Origin of the sequence: Streptosporangium subroseum, assembly GCF_900188345.1 — a bacterium.
Classification (GTDB): Bacteria; Actinomycetota; Actinomycetes; order Streptosporangiales; family Streptosporangiaceae; genus Streptosporangium; species Streptosporangium subroseum.
This window is the reverse complement of the sequence record NZ_FZOD01000002.1, coordinates 89,116-106,512: the sequence shown is the minus strand read 5'-3', so window position 1 is coordinate 106,512 and position 17,397 is coordinate 89,116. Positions and strand designations below refer to the sequence as shown.

Sequence of the window (17,397 nt, the reverse complement as noted above, 5' to 3'; positions counted from 1 at the left end):
GTGTTCACATTCGGGATGAGCCGGATGTGAGCTAGGCTTTGGGGCTTCAGACGCGAGCGGCCGCCAGGCTCGGCACGGGACCGACGGTCCGCAGATAACAGGCCCAGGTCACGACCGCGCACACCACGTAGAAGGTGGCGAACGCGGCAAGCGCGGCGCCTGCTCCCCCGGTGGCGGCGATGGAACTGCCGAATCCCCGGTTGATGAAAAAGCCGCCGAAGGCGCCGATCGCCGAGATGATCCCGATCGCGGCGGAGGAGTCGCGCCTGCCGACGGCCGTCGCGGCCTCGTAGGCGGGCGTGCCGGGGGCGATCCCCACGGTGGCCCTGGCCCGGAAGATCGCCGGGATCATCCGGTAGGTGGAGCCGTTGCCGACGCCGGTGGTGGCGACCAGGAGCATGTAGGCGCAGAAGAACAGGACGAAGGCGTGCTGGGCCAGTCCCTGCCAGACCAGTGCCGCCGCACCGGCCATGGCGGCGAAGTTGACGAGCGTCACCCGTGCCCCGCCCAGCCTGTCCGACAGCCAGCCTCCGACCGGCCGGACCAGCGAGCCGAGCAGCGGGCCGAGGAAGGCCAGGGTGACCAGGGACGCCCGCTCGGGAAACTGGCTCTTGATCAGCAGGGGGAACGCGGTGGAATACCCGATGAAGGAGCCGAAGGTGCCGATGTACAGGACCGACATGATCCAGGTCTGGGCTCGCCCGGCGATCTTCAGCTGGTCCTTGGGACTGGCCTTGGCGGAGGTCAGGTTGTCCATGAAGAAGTAGGCGCCGACCGCGGCGGCCAGGATGAACGGGATCCAGAACAGCCCGGCGGCGGCCAGGCCGAACCCGCCGATGATCAACGGCATGACGAGCTGGACGGAGCTGACACCGACGTTGCCGCCGGCCGCGTTGAGCCCGAGCGCCGAGCCCTGCTTGGCCTGGGGGTAGAAGTAGGTGATGTTGGCCATGCTGGAGGCGAAGTTGCCGCCGCCCAGCCCCGCGGTGGCCGCGATCACCAGAAACACCCAGTAGGGCGTGCCGGGGTCGCTGACCGCGACGGCCAGGAGCCCCGCGGGGACGAGCAGGAGCAGCGCGCTGACCACCGTGAAGTTCCGGCCGCCGAACCTGGCGGGGGCGAAGGTGTAGGGGATGCGCAGCGCCGAGCCGATCAGGTTGGGCAGGGCGACGATCCAGAAGAGCTGGTCGGTGGAGAACCTGTAGGCGCCGAGCTGGACGGCCACGATGCTCCACACCGTCCAGAGCGTGAAGCCGAGGTGTTCGGCGAAGATCGAGAAGATCAGGTTGCGCCGGGCGACCTTCCGTCCCCCCTCCTCCCAGAAGCCGGGGTCGTCGGGCCGCCACTCGCTGATCCAGCGCTTCACGATCATTCCTCCTGCGATTTTGGGGGCGTCAATCTCGAAATCTAGGAGGACGACATTACGCACATTCACGTTCTGTGATGGTGCGTCGGTTACACGTGACTAACCGTGGAAATACGCAATGCACAGGTCGCGCACTCGCAACGTCCCGGAAATATGGAAGATCTCCCGGTCACGGTTGAGGCAGACGGCAATGGGAACCATGTCCATGCCCGTTCGTCGCCTCGGGGAGTTGCGCGTGGCTGTTCAGCCGATCCGACTGTTCAACGATCCAGTGCTACGCACCGTAGCCGAATCCGTGACCACCTTCGATCGCGAACTGCGAGGGCTGGTCAAATCCCTGCAGGCCACCATGCGCGCCGGCGTCGGCCGCGCGGGGCTGGCCGCCCCCCAGCTCGGCGTCCCGCTGCGGGTCGTCGTCTACGAACTGGACGGCAAGTCCGGGCATCTGATCAATCCCCGCCTAGAGCCGTCCGAACGGAAGATCGTGGCCGACGAGGCCTGCCTGTCCGCGCCCGATCTGTGGTGGCCGCTGGAACGTTCTTACATGGTCACGGCCCGCGGCCGGGACATGTTCGGCAAACCCGTCGTCGTCCGCGCTCTCGGCATGCTCGCGCGGGTCCTCCAGCACGAGGCCGACCATCTCGACGGCACCCTTTTCATCGACCATCTCCCGGCGGACGAGCAAGAACGTTTTCTCGCCTCGATCCCACGACTTGCACATCAGGAGTCACGTTGATACTCTTTCATGGTTGCAGTCGTAGTTCTCAGCAAAGCCTTATCATCTCAAGTGCTTATGAGAAGTCCGCCGACAGCGGGCATTCCAGTTTCTCCGGAAGGTTTCCGCGGGTGCATGGTAGGGTCCGCAACGCAGCCCCGTGCCGCCGACCTGGCGGTTCGGTGAGGCTCCCAATGAGGAGAAGTTGTTTTGTCTGAGGGCACCGTTAAGTGGTTCAACGCCGAAAAGGGCTTCGGATTCATCGCACCGGATGACGGCACCGCCGATGTGTTCGTGCACTACTCGGCCATCAACTCCGGAGGCTACCGCAGCCTGGAGGAGAACCAGCGTGTCAGTTTCACCACCACGCAGGGCCAGAAGGGTCCGCAGGCCGACCAGGTTCAGGTCATCTGATCTGTATCTGATCTAAGGATCCGATCGCTAGGCTTCAGACTGAGCCCGCATCGCTTCGGCGATGCGGGCTCAGATCATTTCCAGGGGTTTTTCCGCTCGGGACAGACCGGTCTTCACGCGCGTTCGAGGCAGGCCTTGACGTGCTTTCGGAGTCGGCGACGGCCATCCGGGCAGAGTGATGAGAAGCACATCAGGTCTTCACGCGCGTTCGGAGCCGGCTCCGTTCCTCACGCGTGCTCGGGCTTATGCCGGACCGGCTCCGTTCCTCACGCGTGCTCGGGCTTATGCCGGACCGGCTCCGTTCCTCACGCATGCTCGGGCTTATGCCGGAGAGGTCTTTCCACGCCCGCGGAGCGCCCTGAAGCCCGGCAGCGGGCTCTCTGACATCCGGCACCGAACTCTTCGACGACGATCGGCTTCGAGGGCGGCCCAGGGCGCGTCTCCGGCCCCCGTGCACCGTCTCCGTCTGACCCCCCCTGCGCACTGCCGTCGGCCCCGCGCACCGCCTCACGGACGCCTCTCCTGAACGCACGGATGCGCCTCCCGAAGGCACGGGTCCTCATGGACGCACGGATGCCCATCCCGAACGCCACGGACCCCCTGGACGCACGGATGCGCCTCCTGTCAACGAACGGGCACGCACCCGAGCCGACGCGCCTCCGAACGAACGCGGGGACGCGCATCGGAGATGAGCGCCTCAGCGACGCCCTGGGGCGGCTCGCTCCCGAACTACCCACTCCCCCGGACGCGGTCTTCAGGCGCGCCCTCAGGGCCGCGAAGGGCCAACCCTCGGAGCCGGGAGTCCACCCCTTCGAGCCCTCGGCCCTAAGGGCGGGACGCGCCCTCGGAAAACCGTCGATTCGACGGGAGCCCCGGAGCGAGCCGCGCCGTCGAAGGGGCGGCTCGGGGGATCCCGCCGAACCGGGATCCCCTCAGGGGGAGATGCTCAGAGGAAGGTTCAGAGGGAGATGCCGAGCAGGGCGTCTGCGATGTCCCTGACGAGCATGGGCGCCCGCGGGTCGGCGCCGTCGGCGCCGTCCGCGGACAGTGCCCGCTCCGCCCAGTCGTCGATGACCGTGAGCGCCCCGGGGGTGTCCAGGTCATCGGTCATCCGGGCGCGGACCCGATCGAGCACGGTGCCGGCCTCCGGTCCCGCCTGCAGCGCGACGGCCGAGCGCCAGCGGGCCAGCCGCGCCTCCGCGGAGGTCAGCTGGTCGGCGGTCCACTCCCAGTCGGTGCGGTAGTGGTGGGCCAGCAGGGCCAGCCGGATGGCCATCGGGTCGGCCTCCTGACGGAGCCGGGAGACGAAGACCAGATTGCCCTTGGACTTGGACATCTTCTCGCCGTCGAGGGCCACCATGCCCGCGTGGACGTACGCCTTGGCGAAGGGCCATTCGCCGGTGGCGACGTGGCCCTCGTGGGCGCCGCACTCGTGGTGCGGGAAGATCAGGTCGGAGCCGCCGCCGGCGACGTCGAAGCCGCTGCCCAGGTTGGCCAGCGCGATCGCGGTGCACTCGATGTGCCAGCCGGGCCTGCCCTGACCGAACGGCGAGGGCCAGGACGGCTCTCCCGGACGCTCGGCACGCCAGAGCAGCCAGTCGAGCGGGTGCTTCTTGCCCGGCCGCCCCGGATCGCCTCCGCGCTCGGCGCACAGAGTGAGCATCCGCCCCTCGGAGTATCCGGAGACGGAGCCGAACTTGGGCGCCGCGGCGACGTCGAAGTAGATGTCGCCGTCGAGTTCGTAGGTGGCGCCCTTGTCGCGCAGGCGCCCGATCAGCTCGGCGACCTGATCGATCACCTCGGTCACTCCGACGTATTCGCGCGGCGGCAGGATCCGCAGCGCCTCCATGTCGGTCCGGAAGAGCTCGATCTCGCGCTCGGCCAGCTCTCGCCAGTCCATGCCGATCTGCTCGGCACGTTCGAGCAGGGGGTCGTCCACGTCGGTGGCGTTCTGGATGTAGTCCACCTCATGCCCGGCGTCCCGCCACATCCGGTTCACCAGGTCGAAAGCGAGGTATGTGTTGGCGTGACCGAGGTGGGTGGCGTCATAGGGCGTGATGCCGCAGACGTACATCCCCGCCGTGGAACCCGGCTGAGTGGGTTCGGTCTCTCGTGCGGCGGTGTCGAAAAGCCGCAGAGAAGCACCGGTACCGGGAAGCCGAGGGACCTTCGGCGTAGACCACGATCGCATGTATTGAGCCTATCCAGCAGACAGACCACCCCGATCGGCTCGGGATGGTGGTTTACAGGGCAATCACCTCAACCGCCGGAACTCGCCGGATCATTCCACGGGAACACGGTCGAAAGCCTCCGGGTCGCGAGGATCACCGGTGAACTCGTAGTGGATCCCGCCGGGGGCGAGGGCGAGCAGGGTGACCGACAGGGAGCCGAAGATTCGCCCGTCGGGCAGTTCGTGACGGACGATCATGGTGCGGGGGTCCTCGGAGGGCAACCCCGCGCCGGTGGCCGTCTCGCGCCAGTCCTTCCAGTCCCCATCGAGCTCCGAGGGGCGGTGGGCCTTGGCGAACAGGGGCCGGAAGAACGCGACGCGCTCGTTCTCCTCCCCGCGCTCCCAGCCGCTGTTGACGATCATGTGGGTCCCTCGCGGGAGGTCGTCCCGCTTCAGCGCGATCCCGTCCCAGTGCCACAGACGGACTCCGCCGAGATCGGCGGAGAGCAGGTGGAAGGGGTCGTAATGGACCAGGTCCGTCTCGGGGATGCGCTCCCCCGCCGCGGCCCGGAGCGGCAGGTCGCCCCGGGAGCGGCGGGTCCGCTCGGGGGCGAGCACACCGTGGCCGTTGAGCAGGGCGCCGATCCGCCTGGCCGCGGGATCGACGGCCAGCCAGGTCCCGCCCGCCTGAAGATCGCGCCCACCGATCAGACCGGGCCAGTACTCGCCCGGAGGGACCCATGGCCGGTCGATGAACTCATCGCGCACCCCGACGAGGATCAGGGGGATCTCGGCGCTCGGATCGATGCTGACGGCAACCGTGCACATGCCCGGAGGGTACAGGTCCCGCCGGGGACGACCTCAGATCGGGGGCCAGGGAATGGCCGGCCAGTCCTTGGAGGGAAGGGGATGCAGGCCGGTGTTGAGGAGCCTGCGTACGCGAGCCCAGGTGGCCTCGACCTCGGCGAGGGTGAGGAGCTCGCGGAGACGGCGGCCGAGGCGGCCCTGCTCCAGGTCTCGCTCCAGGCGGGTGAGGACGTTCATGGCGTCGCGGGACAGGGGCTTGCCGCGCCACTGCCAGAGCACGGTGCGGAGCTTGTCCTCGGCGGAGAAGGAAACGCCGTGGTCCACGCCGTAGATGTGGCCGTCGGCGAGCGGCAGCAGGTGGCCGCCCTTGCGGTCGGCGTTGTTGACGACCGCGTCGAACACGGCCATCCGGCGCAGGGAGGGCTGGCGACTGCGGATCAGCACCATCAGGTCGGTCTCGGAGTCGGTGTCGATCCAGAGCTGGCACATGCCGGGGCCGAAGGGACCGTCGCGGTAGACGGTGGGCGGGACGATCCGCCACCCGGTCGCGGCCGAGACCTCGTAGGCGGCCACCTCACGGGCGGCCAGCGTGCCGTCGGGAAAATCCCAGAGCGGGCGTTCACCGCGTACCGGCTTGTAGACGCAGGCCGCGGAGAGCCCGGCGAGCCGGACCGAACAGTAGAGCGTCATGTTGGTCGCCTCGATCAGGCGACCGGCCACCTCCAGCTGACCTTCGCGAAGCAGGCGTATCGCCGTCTCGTCGTCCAGCCCCGCCGCGGGCACCGCGCTCAGCGTCGGCTCACTCTCGGCACTCATTCGCCTCCTCCACCTGATGCAGCGCTACTACTACCCCGGTAACCGTTGAGCCGCACACAAATATGCCCCTCGGCATCAAGTGGCTGGGCGCACAGCGGGCAGGGGGGGCGCCCCGCCGCGACGAGGGCCATGGCGCGTTTGGTGAAGGCCCTGGCCGCACCGGGGCTGATGTGGACGCGCAGCACCGTGGGCTCGGCGAGCGGGGACGGCTCGAACTCCTCGTCCTCGTCCTCCGCGACGGCCTCCTGAGCCTCGATGATCACCTGCGCGGTTTCCGAGTCCCACGCCAGTGCCATCGTGCCGACCCGGAAGTCCTCGCTGATCGGCACGTCCAGCGGCGCGTTGTCGGTCAGCGCGACGGGGGCGACGGCGGGCACCTGGGCAATGCCCTCGCTGCGCCGCAACACCTCGTCGAGAAGCTCGTCGAGACGGTCGGCCAACGCCGCGACCTGGAATTTCTCCAGCCCGACGGTGGTCAATCGGCCCTGGCCACGGGCCTGCAGAAAGAAAGCTCGTGATCCCGGTTGCCCCACGGCACCGGCCACAAACCTCTCGGGTGGGTCGTAGTCGAAGACCGGCATAGCCCGACCTTACGTGGTCCCGGATCCGCCGCCGACTGCGGCATCGCTCCCGGTGAGGTTTTCTCCCCCGTCATCGTGTTCCGAACCCTCCGCGGGTCTCAATGCCGCCACATCTCCACCCAGGTCGTTGAGCCTGAGCACAAAGGGACGCAAGGGCGTATATCGAATGGCAGTGAGCGATGCGGGATCAGCGGTTATCCGCTGGAACTGATCCAGGTGGAGGCCCATGGCGTCGGCCACTATGGCCTTGATCACATCTCCGTGGCTACAGACCAGGTAGACGGCCTTCGGCCCGAGCCGCTCGTTCCACTCCCTGACGGCCGCCACGGCGCGATGCTGTACGGCGGACAAGGATTCTCCACCGGGAAACGTCACGGCGCTCGGATGGGCCTGCACGACCGGCCAGAGAGGGTCCTTGGCGAGCTCGGCGATCGGGCGGCCCGTCCAGTCGCCGTAGTGACACTCCCCGAAGCGCTCGTCGGTCAGCACCTCCGTCGCGCGACCGCCGGCGATCGCCTGGGCGGTCTCCTGGCAGCGCTCCAGCGGGCTGGAGACGATGGCGTCCAGTTCCAGCGACGCCAGCCGTACGGCCAGCGCCTCCGCCTGGGCCTGTCCGGCCTCACTGAGATGGACGTCGGGGGTCCAGCCCGCCAGGACGGGACCGGTGAGGGGGGTCAGGCCGTGTCTGGCCAGTAGCAGGGTCGTCACGTGGGTAAGTCTTGCAGGCCTCACTCCACTACTTTTAAGTGCCCGGGCGGTAATCTGGCCGGATCATGGAGCAGCGCTATGTGGGCCGGAGCGGACTGTCGGTATCCCGCCTGGGACTTGGGACGATGACGTGGGGACGCGACACGAGCGCCGAGGAGGCCGCCGCGCAGCTCCGCATGTTCGCCGAGGCTGGCGGCACCCTCATCGACACGGCGGACGTCTACACCGGTGGTGAGGCCGAGCGGCTGATCGGGCGGCTGATCCGCGACTCGGTGCCGCGCTCGGAGCTGGTGCTGTCCACCAAGGCCGTGCTCACCCCGTCCGGCCGCCGTCCGCGCGACGCCTCCAGGAAGCACCTGATCGCCGCCATCGACGCCTCGCTGACCCGTCTCGGCGTCAACGAGGTGGACCTGTGGCAACTGCACGCCTTCGACCCGGACGTCCCGCTGGAGGAGACCCTGGCCGCCGTGGACGCCATCGTGTCCTCCGGCCGGGCGGCCTACGCCGGGGTCTGCGACTACGCGGGCTGGCAACTCGCCGCGGCGGCCGTCGGCCAGCGGGCGGTCTCCGGCCGGGTGCCGATCGTCGCCGCCCAGGTCGAATACTCGCTCCTGGCCAGGGAGGCCGAGCGCGAGCTGCTCGGCGCCGCCGAGCACGTCGGTGCGGGCGTGCTGGCCTGGTCGCCGCTCGGGCGCGGAGTCCTCACCGGGAAATACCGCACGGGCATCCCCGCCGACTCCCGTGCCGCGACCCCGCACTTCGCCGACTTCGTCAAGCCCTACCTGGATGAGCGGTGCCGCCGGGTCGTGGAGTCGGTGACGACCGCGGCCGAGGGGCTGGGGGTCTCGCCGCTGTCGGTCGCCCTGTCGTGGGTCCGCGACCAGCCGGGGGTCGTCTCCGCCATCGTCGGCGCCCGTACCCACGCCCAGCTGGCCGGGGTGCTGCAGGCCGAGGACCTGACGCTGCCCGTGGAGATAAGGGAGGCACTCGACGATGTCTCGGCCGACTGAGGGGCGGCAGGGGTGGGAGAGCGCACCGAACCACAGACGGAAACAGGCATGGAAACCGAACGAGAATTCGTTTCGCGTATCACTAGTCGATACCGAATCGCAACTTTCCGTGGAAAAACCGGGTCCCCCCACAAAACTGTCAATGGGTGACAGGAGGGGCGCTCGGATGTCGGCGAGACGCTTTGGCAGGGGGCATTCGGGTGTCGGCGAGACGACTTCGTTGATGTCTAAAGGGGGACGAATGCGAACTGCGATCTCTGCCGGCGTGCTGGTGCTGGCACTGGGCGGCGGAGTCCCCGCGGTCGCGGCCGCCCCCGTGAGCGCCGCCACGCAACGGGACGACTGCCCGCAGAAGGGATTGCTGGGCACCGTCACGGGTGGGATCTGCAAGACCGTCGACACCCTCGGCGAGGCCGTGAGTGAGCTCACGGACGGCATCTCCGTCCCGCTGCCCAGCGTCAGAGTCCTCGACGCCCCCAGGGAGACGACCGAGAAAGGCTCCGGCGATGCCGCACGGGCCGGTGACACCGCGGTGGCCACCTCGTCCTCATCGACGCCGGACGCCACCGGCGCGCCCGCCCCCGAACCGGTGGAGAGGTCGGAAGACGGCAGCCTGCTGCCCAAGGTCCTCGGCGGCGTCTGCCTGCCCCTGGCGACCTCCTCCGAGTGCGCGGGCCCGTCGGCGGGCGGCACTCCCGGACCCTCCGAACCCGCTGAGCCCTCCGCGACCCCCGAGCCGACGGTCCGGCCGTCCGGGTCGCCGAGTCCCAGCCCGTCGCCCAGCCCCAGCCCCGAACCCACGCGGGAGAAGACGGCCCCGCTGCCGGCCGCGTCTTTCCGACCGCCGGAGACCCGGACGCTCACGACCGACGTGGGCGAACCGGTGATCTCCGAACCGTCCCCCGTCGTCGACGCCGAGGCGCCCCGGGTGGAGCTGCTCTGGCCGGGCCCGCTGATGCAGGAGTTTCAGAGGCAGATGCCGGATCGACGTCCGCTCAAGCCCACCCGGTCGTCCGACGCGCTGGGCACGGTGCTCAGCACGGCGCTGCTGGTCGCGGCGATCCTCGCCGTCCGCCTGCTGTACACCAGGCGGATGGGCGAGGAGTCCATGCCGTTCGAGCCGCTCCGGGTGGGGCGGCACCGGGTGGCCTAGCGGTGACCGGCGACGCCTAGCCGCCGATCGCGTGCACGCCGCCGTCGACGTGCACGATCTCACCGGTCGTGGCCGGGAACCAGTCCGACAGCAGGGCGACGCACGCCTTGGCCGCCGGGGTCGGGTCGTTGATGTCCCAGCCGATCGGCGCCTTGGCCGGCCAGCTCTCCTCGAACTCGGTGAAGCCGGGGATGCTCTTGGCCGCCATGGTCCGGATCGGGCCCGCGGCCACCAGGTTGACCCGGATGCCGTGCTTGCCGAGATCGCGGGCCAGGTAGCGGGAGCAGGACTCCAGGCCGGCCTTCGCCACGCCCATCCAGTCGTAGACCGGCCAGGCCCTGGTGGCGTCGAAGTCGAGGCCGACGACCGCGCCGCCGCCCTTCATCAGCGGAAGCGCGGCCACCGCGAGCGACTTGAACGAATACGTGGAGACCTGGATGGCCGTCGCCACGTCCTCCCACGAGGTGTTCAGGAAGTTGCCGCCGAGGGCGCTCTGCGGGGCGAACCCGATGGCGTGCACCACGCCGTCCAGACCGTCCACGTGCTCGCCGACCCGGTCGGCGAGGGATTCAAGGTGCTCGGTGCTGGTGACGTCGAGCTCCAGCACCGGAGGCGGCTCGGGGAGCCGCTTGGCGATGCGCTCGACGAGGCTCAGGCGGCCGAAGCCGGTCAGCACGACCTTCGCCCCCTGTTCCTGGGCCAGTTTGGCCACGGAGAAGGCGATGGATGCGTCGGTCAGCACCCCGGTGATCAGAAGCCGCTTGCCTTCAAGAATTCCCATGAGTGCCGTTCCTCATCTGATGTGTCGTTCGTGTGTTCCAACGGGCGGGACCCGTCCGTCACCCAGCCCCTCCTCAAGGAGGGCGAAGAGCCTCTCACCCCGGAAGTGGAGAGGTCACGTCAGTGGCCCATGCCCAGTCCGCCGTCCACGGGGATGACGGCGCCGGTGATGTAGGAGGCGTCCGCGCTCACCAGGAAGGCGACCACCTTCGCGACCTCCTCGGGGGTGGCCTGCCTGCCGAGCGGGATGCTCTTACGGATCTGCTCCTGGTAGGCCGCGTCCAGCTCGGCCGTCATGTCGGTCTCCACGAAACCCGGGGAGACGACGTTGACCGTGATGCCGCGCGAGCCCAGCTCCCGGGCCACGGACCGGGCGAAACCGATCATGCCCGCCTTGGAGGCGGCGTAGTTGCTCTGCCCGGCTGAGCCGAGCATGCCGACCACCGAGGAGATCAGCACGATGCGACCGCGCTTGAGCCGCAGCATGCCGCGCGTGGCGCGCTTGGCCACCCGGTAGGCGCCGGTGAGGTTGGCGTCGATGACGTCGGTGAAGGTCTCCTCCTTCATCATCGGCAGCAGCGTGTCCTTGGTGATGCCCGCGTTGGCGACGAGCACCTCGACCGGGCCGTGCTCGGCCTCGACCTTCCCGAATGCCGCTTCCACGTCGGCCATGCTGGTCACATCGCAGCGCACGCCGAACAACCCCTCGGGAGGGTTTCCGGAGCGGTAGGTCACGGCGACGGCGTCGCCGGCCTGGGCGAGTTCGCGGGCGATCGCGAGGCCGATGCCGCGATTACCGCCGGTTATGAGAACAGATCGAGCCATGGAGCTGACGTTATCGTCTACCCGGGGGTAACCCTCTTGTCCGGGAAGGACAAGATCGCAGGGTTAGGATCGTTGACATGCGCCAGATCGATTCCGACTTTCTCGCCCTGCCCCTGAGGCAACTGGCGGACGCGGCTCTGCAGCGTGCCCGTGACCTCGGTGCCGAGCACGCCGATTTCCGGCTCGAGCGTGTCCGCGCGGAGACCCTCCGTCTGTCCGACACCTCCCTCGAAGGCTCCATGGACGCCGACGACCTCGGCTACGCCGTACGGGTCGTCAAGAACGGCACCTGGGGCTTCGCGGCCGGCCTCGAGCTGACCCCCGAGGCGGCGGTCAAGGTCGCCGAGCAGGCGGTGGAGGTGGCCGTCGTCTCCGCGGCCGTCAACCGCGAGCCCATCGAGCTGGCCCCCGAGCCGGTCCACTCCGATGTCACCTGGGTCTCCTCCTACGAGATCGACCCTTTCGACGTGCCGATGCGCGACAAGGTGGCCCTGCTCGCCGACTGGTCGGGCGGTCTGCTGAGAGACCCGCGCGTGGACCAGGTCCAGACCTCGCTGATGCAGGTCAAGGAGCAGAAGTTCTACGCCGACACGGCCGGCACCTCCACCACCCAGCAGCGGGTGCGCCTGCACTGCGAGGTGGAGGCCATGAAGGTCCAGGGCGGCCGCTTCGAGTCGATGCGCACGCTCGCCCCGCCGGTCGGCCGGGGGTACGAATACCTCACCGGCCCCACCTGGGACTTCCGGGGCGAGCTCGCCCGCATTCCCGAGTACCTCGAGGAGAAGTTCGGGGCCCCCTCCGTCGAGGCGGGGCAGTACGACCTGGTCGTCGACCCGTCCAACCTGTGGCTGACGATCCACGAGTCCATCGGGCACGCCACCGAGCTGGACCGGGCCCTCGGCTACGAGGCGGCCTACGCCGGGACCAGCTTCGCCACCTTCGACCAGCTCGGCAAGCTGGCATACGGCTCGCCCGCGATGAACGTCGTCGGCGACCGTACGACGGAGCACGGCCTGTCCACGATCGGCTACGACGACGAGGGCGTGGCGGCCAAGGAGTTCGACATCGTCGCAGGCGGCGTCCTGGTCGGCTACCAGCTCGACCGGCGGATGGCGCTGCTGAAGGGCCTGGGCGCCTCCAACGGCTGCGCCTTCGCCGACTCCCCCGGCCACATGCCGATCCAGCGCATGGCCAACGTCTCGCTGCGGCCCGCCGCCGGCGGCCCCTCCACCGAGGAGCTGATCTCCGGGGTGGATCGCGGCATCTACGTCGTGGGCGACAAGAGCTGGTCCATCGACATGCAGCGCTACAACTTCCAGTTCACCGGCCAGCGGTTCTACAAGATCGAGAACGGCAGGCTCGCCGGCCAGCTGCGCGACGTCGCCTACCAGGCCACGACCACCGACTTCTGGCGGTCGATGGAGGCTGTCGGCGGGCCGCAGACCTACGTGCTGGGCGGCGCGTTCAACTGCGGGAAGGGCCAGCCGGGCCAGGTCGCCCCGGTCAGCCACGGCAGCCCGTCCGCGCTCTTCCGCGATGTGCGCATTCTCAACACCGTGCGGGAGAGTGGCAGTTGAGCGAGCAGCGCGTGCGACCCGACGGACCCCATGAACACAGCGCATCGGCGACCGGCTCGACGAGCGATGAGGACAGGAGCGGGATGAGCCCCCAGGAGATGATCGAGAAGGTTCTGGACCTCTCCACGGCCGACGACGTCGTCGTCATCGTGGACGAGGGCTCCAGCGCCAACCTGCGGTTCGCGGGCAACACCCTCACCACCAATGGCGTGTCCCGCTCCTCGCAGCTCACCGTGATCTCGATCGTGGGCCGGGGCGTGGGCGTGGTGTCGCGGGCGGCGGTCCGCCCCGAGCAGCTCGCCGACATCGTCGCGGCGGCCGATCACGCCGCCGAAGACGCCCAGCCGTCCGAGGACGCCCGGCCGCTGGTCGAGGGCGATCGTTCGGCCGACTGGGACGCCCCCGCCGATGTCACGTCGATCAAGGTGTTCGGCGCGTTCGCCCCCGCGCTCGGCGAGGCCTTCGCCGCGGCCGAGGCGGGCGGGCGCAAGCTGTACGGCTTCGCCGAGCACATCGTCACCACGACCTTCATGGGCACCTCCACCGGCACGCGGCTCCGGCACACCCAGCCCACCGGCCGCCTGGAGCTCAACGCCAAGTCTCCGGACATGAAGCGCTCCGCCTGGACCGGCGTGGCCACCCGCGACTTCTCCGACGTGGACGTCGCGGCTCTGGACGCCTCGCTGGCCCAGCGCCTGGAGTGGGCGAAGAACCGGATCGACCTGCCCGCGGGCCGATACGAGGCGCTGCTCCCGCCGACGGCGGTGAGCGATCTGATGATCTACCTCTATTGGAAGGCCGGAGCCCGCGACGCGCTCGAGGGGCGCACGGTCTTCTCCAGTCCCGGGGGCGGGACCCGCGTCGGGGAGACCCTCTCCGAACTGCCGATCCACCTGTCCGGGGCTCCCGCCGCGCCGGGCATCGAGTGCGCGCCGTTCGTGGTGGCGCACGCCTCCAGCCGGCAGAGCTCGGTGTTCGACAACGGGCTGCCTCTGGCGCCCACCGACTGGATCGCCGAGGGCAGGCTGGCGAACCTGCTGCAGACCCGATACTCGGCCGAGCTGACCGGTCTGTCCCTGACCCCGGACATCGACAATCTGATCATGAGGGGCCCCGAGGGCGGACGCTCGCTGGAGGAGATGATCGCCTCCACCGAGCGCGGCCTGCTCCTCACCTGCCTGTGGTACATCCGCGAGGTGGACCCGCAGACCCTTCTGCTCACCGGGCTGACCCGTGACGGCGTCTACCTGATCGAGAACGGCGAGGTCGTGGGCGAGGTGAACAACTTCCGCTTCAACGAGAGCCCGGTCGACCTGTTGCGCCGTCTCACCGAGATCGGCACCTCCGAGCAGACCCTGCCGCGCGAGTGGAGCGACTACTTCACCCGCGCGATCATGCCCCCGATCCGGGTGCCCGACTTCAACATGTCGACGGTCAGCCAGGCCAGCTAGGACGGGTCCGGGGCCCGCCCCGTGCGAAACACCTGAGCCGAATCGCCCGCCCGGACCGGAAACGGTCCTGACCTGCATCGATCACCTACGGACGCCCGGAGACGGGGAAGGGCGTCCGTAGGTGTCGTCCCGCACGTCGAGATGTGGCGTTCGAGTCCGAACAGGGCACCGCTAGGCTTCCACTGGCCACAGCGCGTGGGGAGCAGCCTTGGATCGCACGGGAACAAACCTTCCCGCCGTCGGTGAGTACAACCAGACGGTCGTTCTCGACGCCATCCGCCGGCGCCCCGAGGGGATCACCCGGTCCGAACTCGCCGCCCTGACGGCCCTGAGCGGGATGACGGTGACGAAGGTCTGCCGGCGCCTTCTCGACGCCGGTCTCGTCGACGAGCACGGCACGCGCATGAGCGGCCCCGGCAAGCCGGCGGCGGTCGTCAAACTGAACCCGGACGGCGGTTTCGCGGTCGGGGTGCACATCGATCCCGCAGCGGTGACCTACGTACTCGTCGACCTGTCCGGCAAGGTTCGGGACCACTCGCGCACCGGCACACCGACCGCGGGAGACCCGAGCGCGGTCATCGACGAGATGGCGAACGCGATCGAGGCGCTCATCGAGAGTTCCGCCGTCGACAGGTCCCGCATCCTCGGCATCGGTATCGCGTCGCCCGGCCCGGTGAACGTCGACGACGGCGTGCTCCTGAACCCGCCGATGATGCCCACCTGGCATCGGGTGGCCTTGCGGCGCTCGCTCGCCGAGGCGACGGGCCTGCCCGTGCTGCTGGAGAAGGACGCGACGGCCGCGGTCGTCGCCGAGCTGTGGTTCGCGGGCCCCGACAGCAGCCGCGACTTCGCGTTCATGTACTACGGGACCGGTCTCGCCACCGGCCTGTCGGTGGCGGGCGAGGTCGTTCGCGGCATCAGCTCCAACGCGGGTGACGGGGGTCACATCACCGTCGATCCCGACGGTCCGGTGTGCACCTGCGGCCGGCGCGGCTGCGTCGGCTACATCACCGTTCCGCGAGCGCTCGTCGCGCGTGCGGTGCTCGACGGCGTGCTCTCGGCGGCCGAGGCCGGCAACCTCGAGGACACGGTCGACGTGGATGCGGCGTTCAGCAGGCTGGCGGCCCTCGCCGCGGCCGGGAGCCCCGAGGCGATCGCGATCCTGACCGACGCCGCCCGTTCCCTGGCCCGCGCGATCGTCGTGATCGTGAATCTCCTCGACATCGACCGGGTCATCTTCGGCGGGCCGTTCTGGACGCGCGTCTCCCCGGTGATCCTCGGTGCGCTGCCGGATGCGGTGCGCAGCGATCCCGCCCTGATTCCGCCGCACCCCATCCGGTTCGCCCAGTCCGCGATCCCCGTCGATGTCGCCGCCGTCGGAGCCGCGACCCTGGTGCTCGACAACACCTTCTCGCCCCGGCCTTCCGCGCTGCTTCTCGCGGCGGAGTGATCACGTCCAACTTTGTCCTCACAAAGTTTTGACCTCACAAAGTGTTGCGGCCGATTATGAACACATGATTTGCTAATTCCCGCCACTGCGCTCGGTGTTGGAACCGACACCGTTGCGTCATGGTCGATGCCCACCGGAAGGCATCCCAAGATCCCCCTGCCTGAGGTGTCAACGTCGACCGGTCTAGCACCGTCGCCAGGCGTTGTCTGGAAGGAAAACATGAGCAACACAGTCACGCGCATCCGGCTCGCGGGTGTCGTCATCGCCGCGGCAGCCAGTACCGCCGGACTCGCCGCGTGCTCGTCCCCCACCCCGTCGGGTGACGCATCCGCAGCCGCGCCCGCGGCCGCCTGTGAGCCCGCGAAGGGCAACGTCACCCTCCAGTACTGGAACACCGTTCCGGGGATGGACCAGGTCGTCGCCCTGTGGAACAAGAACAACCCGAACATCCAGGTCGAGATGAAGAACATCTCCACCGACCAGTACGGCATCATCGGCAACGCCCTCAAGGCGGGCAAGGCGCCGGAGCTCGCTCAGGTCGGTTACGACCAGCTCCCCAGCCTGCGCACCCAGGACGCCTTCGTGGACGCCTCGGCCTGCGCGGACGCCGTCGCGGCCAAGTCGAAGTTCGTGCCGTGGACCTGGTCGCAGAGCAGCTTCGGTGACACCGGCGTGTTCGCCTTCCCGCAGGACACCGGCCCGATGGCCCTCTTCGTGCGCAGCGACATCTTCAAGAAGCACAACCTCGAGGTCCCGAAGACCTGGGACGAGTACGCGGCGGACGCGCAGAAGCTGCACGACGCGGACCCCAACCTCAGCATCACGTTCTTCGACCCGAACAACGCCGAGTTCTTCAACGGGCTCCTCTGGCAGAACAACGCCAAGATGTACGGCTACTCCGGCGACAAGTGGCACGTCACCGTCGAATCCGACCAGAGTAAGCAGGTCGCCGAGTACTGGCAGAAGCTGATCGACGCCAAGCTCGTCCGCACCGACCTCGCCCACGGTTCGACTCCGATGTACGCCGCGTACCAGAAGAACCAGATCGCCAGCTACATCGGCGCCGCCTGGGGCTACAGCATGTTCCGTGACAACCTGCCCGACCAGTCCGGCAAGTGGTCGATCGTCCCGATGCCGACGTGGGGCTCGAGCGCCGCGTCCGGCGACTGGGGCGGATCCACCGTCGCGTTCATGAAGGGCAACACGCACCTGTACGAGTCGGTCAAGTTCAACTCCTGGCTGAACAGCGACCCGGAAGCCCTCGCGATGGAGAACAAGCTGGGCGGTCTCTACCCGGCGGCCACCGCCGGGCTGGAGCTTCCCGCGCTCTCCGAAGGCGTCCCGTACTACAACAACGAGAAGATCTTCGACGTCTTCGCCGAGTCGTCCAAGAACATCGACACCAGCTTCGCCTGGGGCCCCACCCAGAAGACCGTGAACCTGGCGCTCCAGGATGCGCTGGCCAAGGCGGCGGCCGGCGACGGCAAGCTCACCGACGCGATCTCGGCCGCCCAGGCGTCCGCACTGAAATCGATGCAGGATCTGGCGATCCCGGCCGTCGCGGGCAACTGACC

General features: G+C 68.9%; 16 protein-coding genes. 8 read left to right on the top strand and 8 right to left on the bottom strand.

Features of this window, described 5'->3' with window-relative positions:
- Window positions 1–46: 46 nt before the first annotated feature.
- On the bottom strand, window positions 47–1,372 hold the full coding sequence (locus tag CHC08_RS02475; RefSeq protein ID WP_179281848.1) for an MFS transporter: 1,326 nt from the start codon (window positions 1,370–1,372) through the stop codon (window positions 47–49).
- Between the two features lie 229 nt (window positions 1,373–1,601).
- On the opposite strand from CHC08_RS02475, the gene CHC08_RS02470 reads away from it, so the two are divergent.
- Both CHC08_RS02470 and CHC08_RS02465 read left to right on the top strand, forming a co-directional pair.
- Window positions 1,602–2,102, top strand: a complete 501-nt coding sequence (locus CHC08_RS02470; RefSeq protein ID WP_089205490.1) for a peptide deformylase — start codon at window positions 1,602–1,604, stop codon at window positions 2,100–2,102.
- Window positions 2,103–2,291: 189 nt separating this feature from the next.
- Window positions 2,292–2,495, top strand: coding sequence for a cold-shock protein (locus CHC08_RS02465; RefSeq protein ID WP_086571699.1), 204 nt, complete (start codon window positions 2,292–2,294; stop codon window positions 2,493–2,495).
- 958 nt (window positions 2,496–3,453) lie between these two features.
- On the opposite strand, the gene mshC is transcribed toward CHC08_RS02465, so the two are convergent.
- From mshC to CHC08_RS02440, 5 genes are all read right to left on the bottom strand, one after another.
- Window positions 3,454–4,686, bottom strand: a complete 1,233-nt coding sequence (gene mshC, locus CHC08_RS02460; RefSeq protein WP_089205489.1) for a cysteine--1-D-myo-inosityl 2-amino-2-deoxy-alpha-D-glucopyranoside ligase — start codon at window positions 4,684–4,686, stop codon at window positions 3,454–3,456.
- A gap of 90 nt (window positions 4,687–4,776) precedes the next feature.
- Window positions 4,777–5,493 (bottom strand): NRDE family protein, encoded by a 717-nt coding sequence (locus CHC08_RS02455; RefSeq protein ID WP_089205488.1) that lies wholly within the window; start codon window positions 5,491–5,493, stop codon window positions 4,777–4,779.
- Between the two features lie 33 nt (window positions 5,494–5,526).
- Window positions 5,527–6,288, bottom strand: a complete 762-nt coding sequence (locus CHC08_RS02450; protein ID WP_089205487.1) for an SCO1664 family protein — start codon at window positions 6,286–6,288, stop codon at window positions 5,527–5,529.
- Window positions 6,285–6,869, bottom strand: a complete 585-nt coding sequence (locus CHC08_RS02445) for a DUF3090 domain-containing protein (protein ID WP_089205486.1) — start codon at window positions 6,867–6,869, stop codon at window positions 6,285–6,287. The genes CHC08_RS02450 and CHC08_RS02445 overlap by 4 nt, the downstream gene beginning before the upstream one ends.
- A 9-nt stretch (window positions 6,870–6,878) precedes the next feature.
- Window positions 6,879–7,577, bottom strand: coding sequence for a histidine phosphatase family protein (locus CHC08_RS02440; protein ID WP_089205485.1), 699 nt, complete (start codon window positions 7,575–7,577; stop codon window positions 6,879–6,881).
- A 65-nt stretch (window positions 7,578–7,642) separates the two neighbouring features.
- Here CHC08_RS02440 and CHC08_RS02435 point away from each other — a divergent pair, with 65 nt between their 5' ends.
- Window positions 7,643–8,587 (top strand): aldo/keto reductase, encoded by a 945-nt coding sequence (locus CHC08_RS02435; protein ID WP_089205484.1) that lies wholly within the window; start codon window positions 7,643–7,645, stop codon window positions 8,585–8,587.
- Between the two features lie 241 nt (window positions 8,588–8,828).
- A complete protein-coding gene (locus CHC08_RS02430) occupies window positions 8,829–9,740 on the top strand; it encodes a hypothetical protein (protein WP_143653086.1) in 912 nt (303 codons plus the stop codon).
- Window positions 9,741–9,756: 16 nt separating this feature from the next.
- Here the strand turns inward: CHC08_RS02430 and fabI are convergent, their stop codons facing one another.
- Both fabI and fabG read right to left on the bottom strand, forming a co-directional pair.
- A complete protein-coding gene (gene fabI, locus CHC08_RS02425) occupies window positions 9,757–10,521 on the bottom strand; it encodes an enoyl-ACP reductase FabI (protein ID WP_089205482.1) in 765 nt (254 codons plus the stop codon).
- 119 nt (window positions 10,522–10,640) lie between these two features.
- Window positions 10,641–11,345: a 3-oxoacyl-ACP reductase FabG gene (fabG, locus tag CHC08_RS02420; RefSeq protein WP_089205481.1), complete on the bottom strand. Its 705-nt coding sequence runs from the start codon at window positions 11,343–11,345 to the stop codon at window positions 10,641–10,643.
- A gap of 77 nt (window positions 11,346–11,422) precedes the next feature.
- On the opposite strand from fabG, the gene CHC08_RS02415 reads away from it, so the two are divergent.
- The 4 genes from CHC08_RS02415 to CHC08_RS02400 all read left to right on the top strand — a co-directional run bounded on the left by CHC08_RS02415 (window position 11,423) and on the right by CHC08_RS02400 (window position 17,395).
- Complete coding sequence (locus CHC08_RS02415) at window positions 11,423–12,922, top strand: TldD/PmbA family protein (RefSeq protein WP_089205480.1); 1,500 nt, start codon at window positions 11,423–11,425, stop codon at window positions 12,920–12,922.
- An 83-nt stretch (window positions 12,923–13,005) separates the two neighbouring features.
- Entirely contained in the window at window positions 13,006–14,373 is a 1,368-nt protein-coding gene (locus tag CHC08_RS02410) for a metallopeptidase TldD-related protein (RefSeq protein ID WP_089205479.1), read from the top strand.
- A 208-nt stretch (window positions 14,374–14,581) separates the two neighbouring features.
- Window positions 14,582–15,823 (top strand): ROK family transcriptional regulator, encoded by a 1,242-nt coding sequence (locus CHC08_RS02405; RefSeq protein WP_089205478.1) that lies wholly within the window; start codon window positions 14,582–14,584, stop codon window positions 15,821–15,823.
- Between the two features lie 219 nt (window positions 15,824–16,042).
- Entirely contained in the window at window positions 16,043–17,395 is a 1,353-nt protein-coding gene (locus CHC08_RS02400; protein ID WP_089205477.1) for an ABC transporter substrate-binding protein, read from the top strand.
- The last annotated feature ends 2 nt before the right edge of the window (window positions 17,396–17,397 follow it).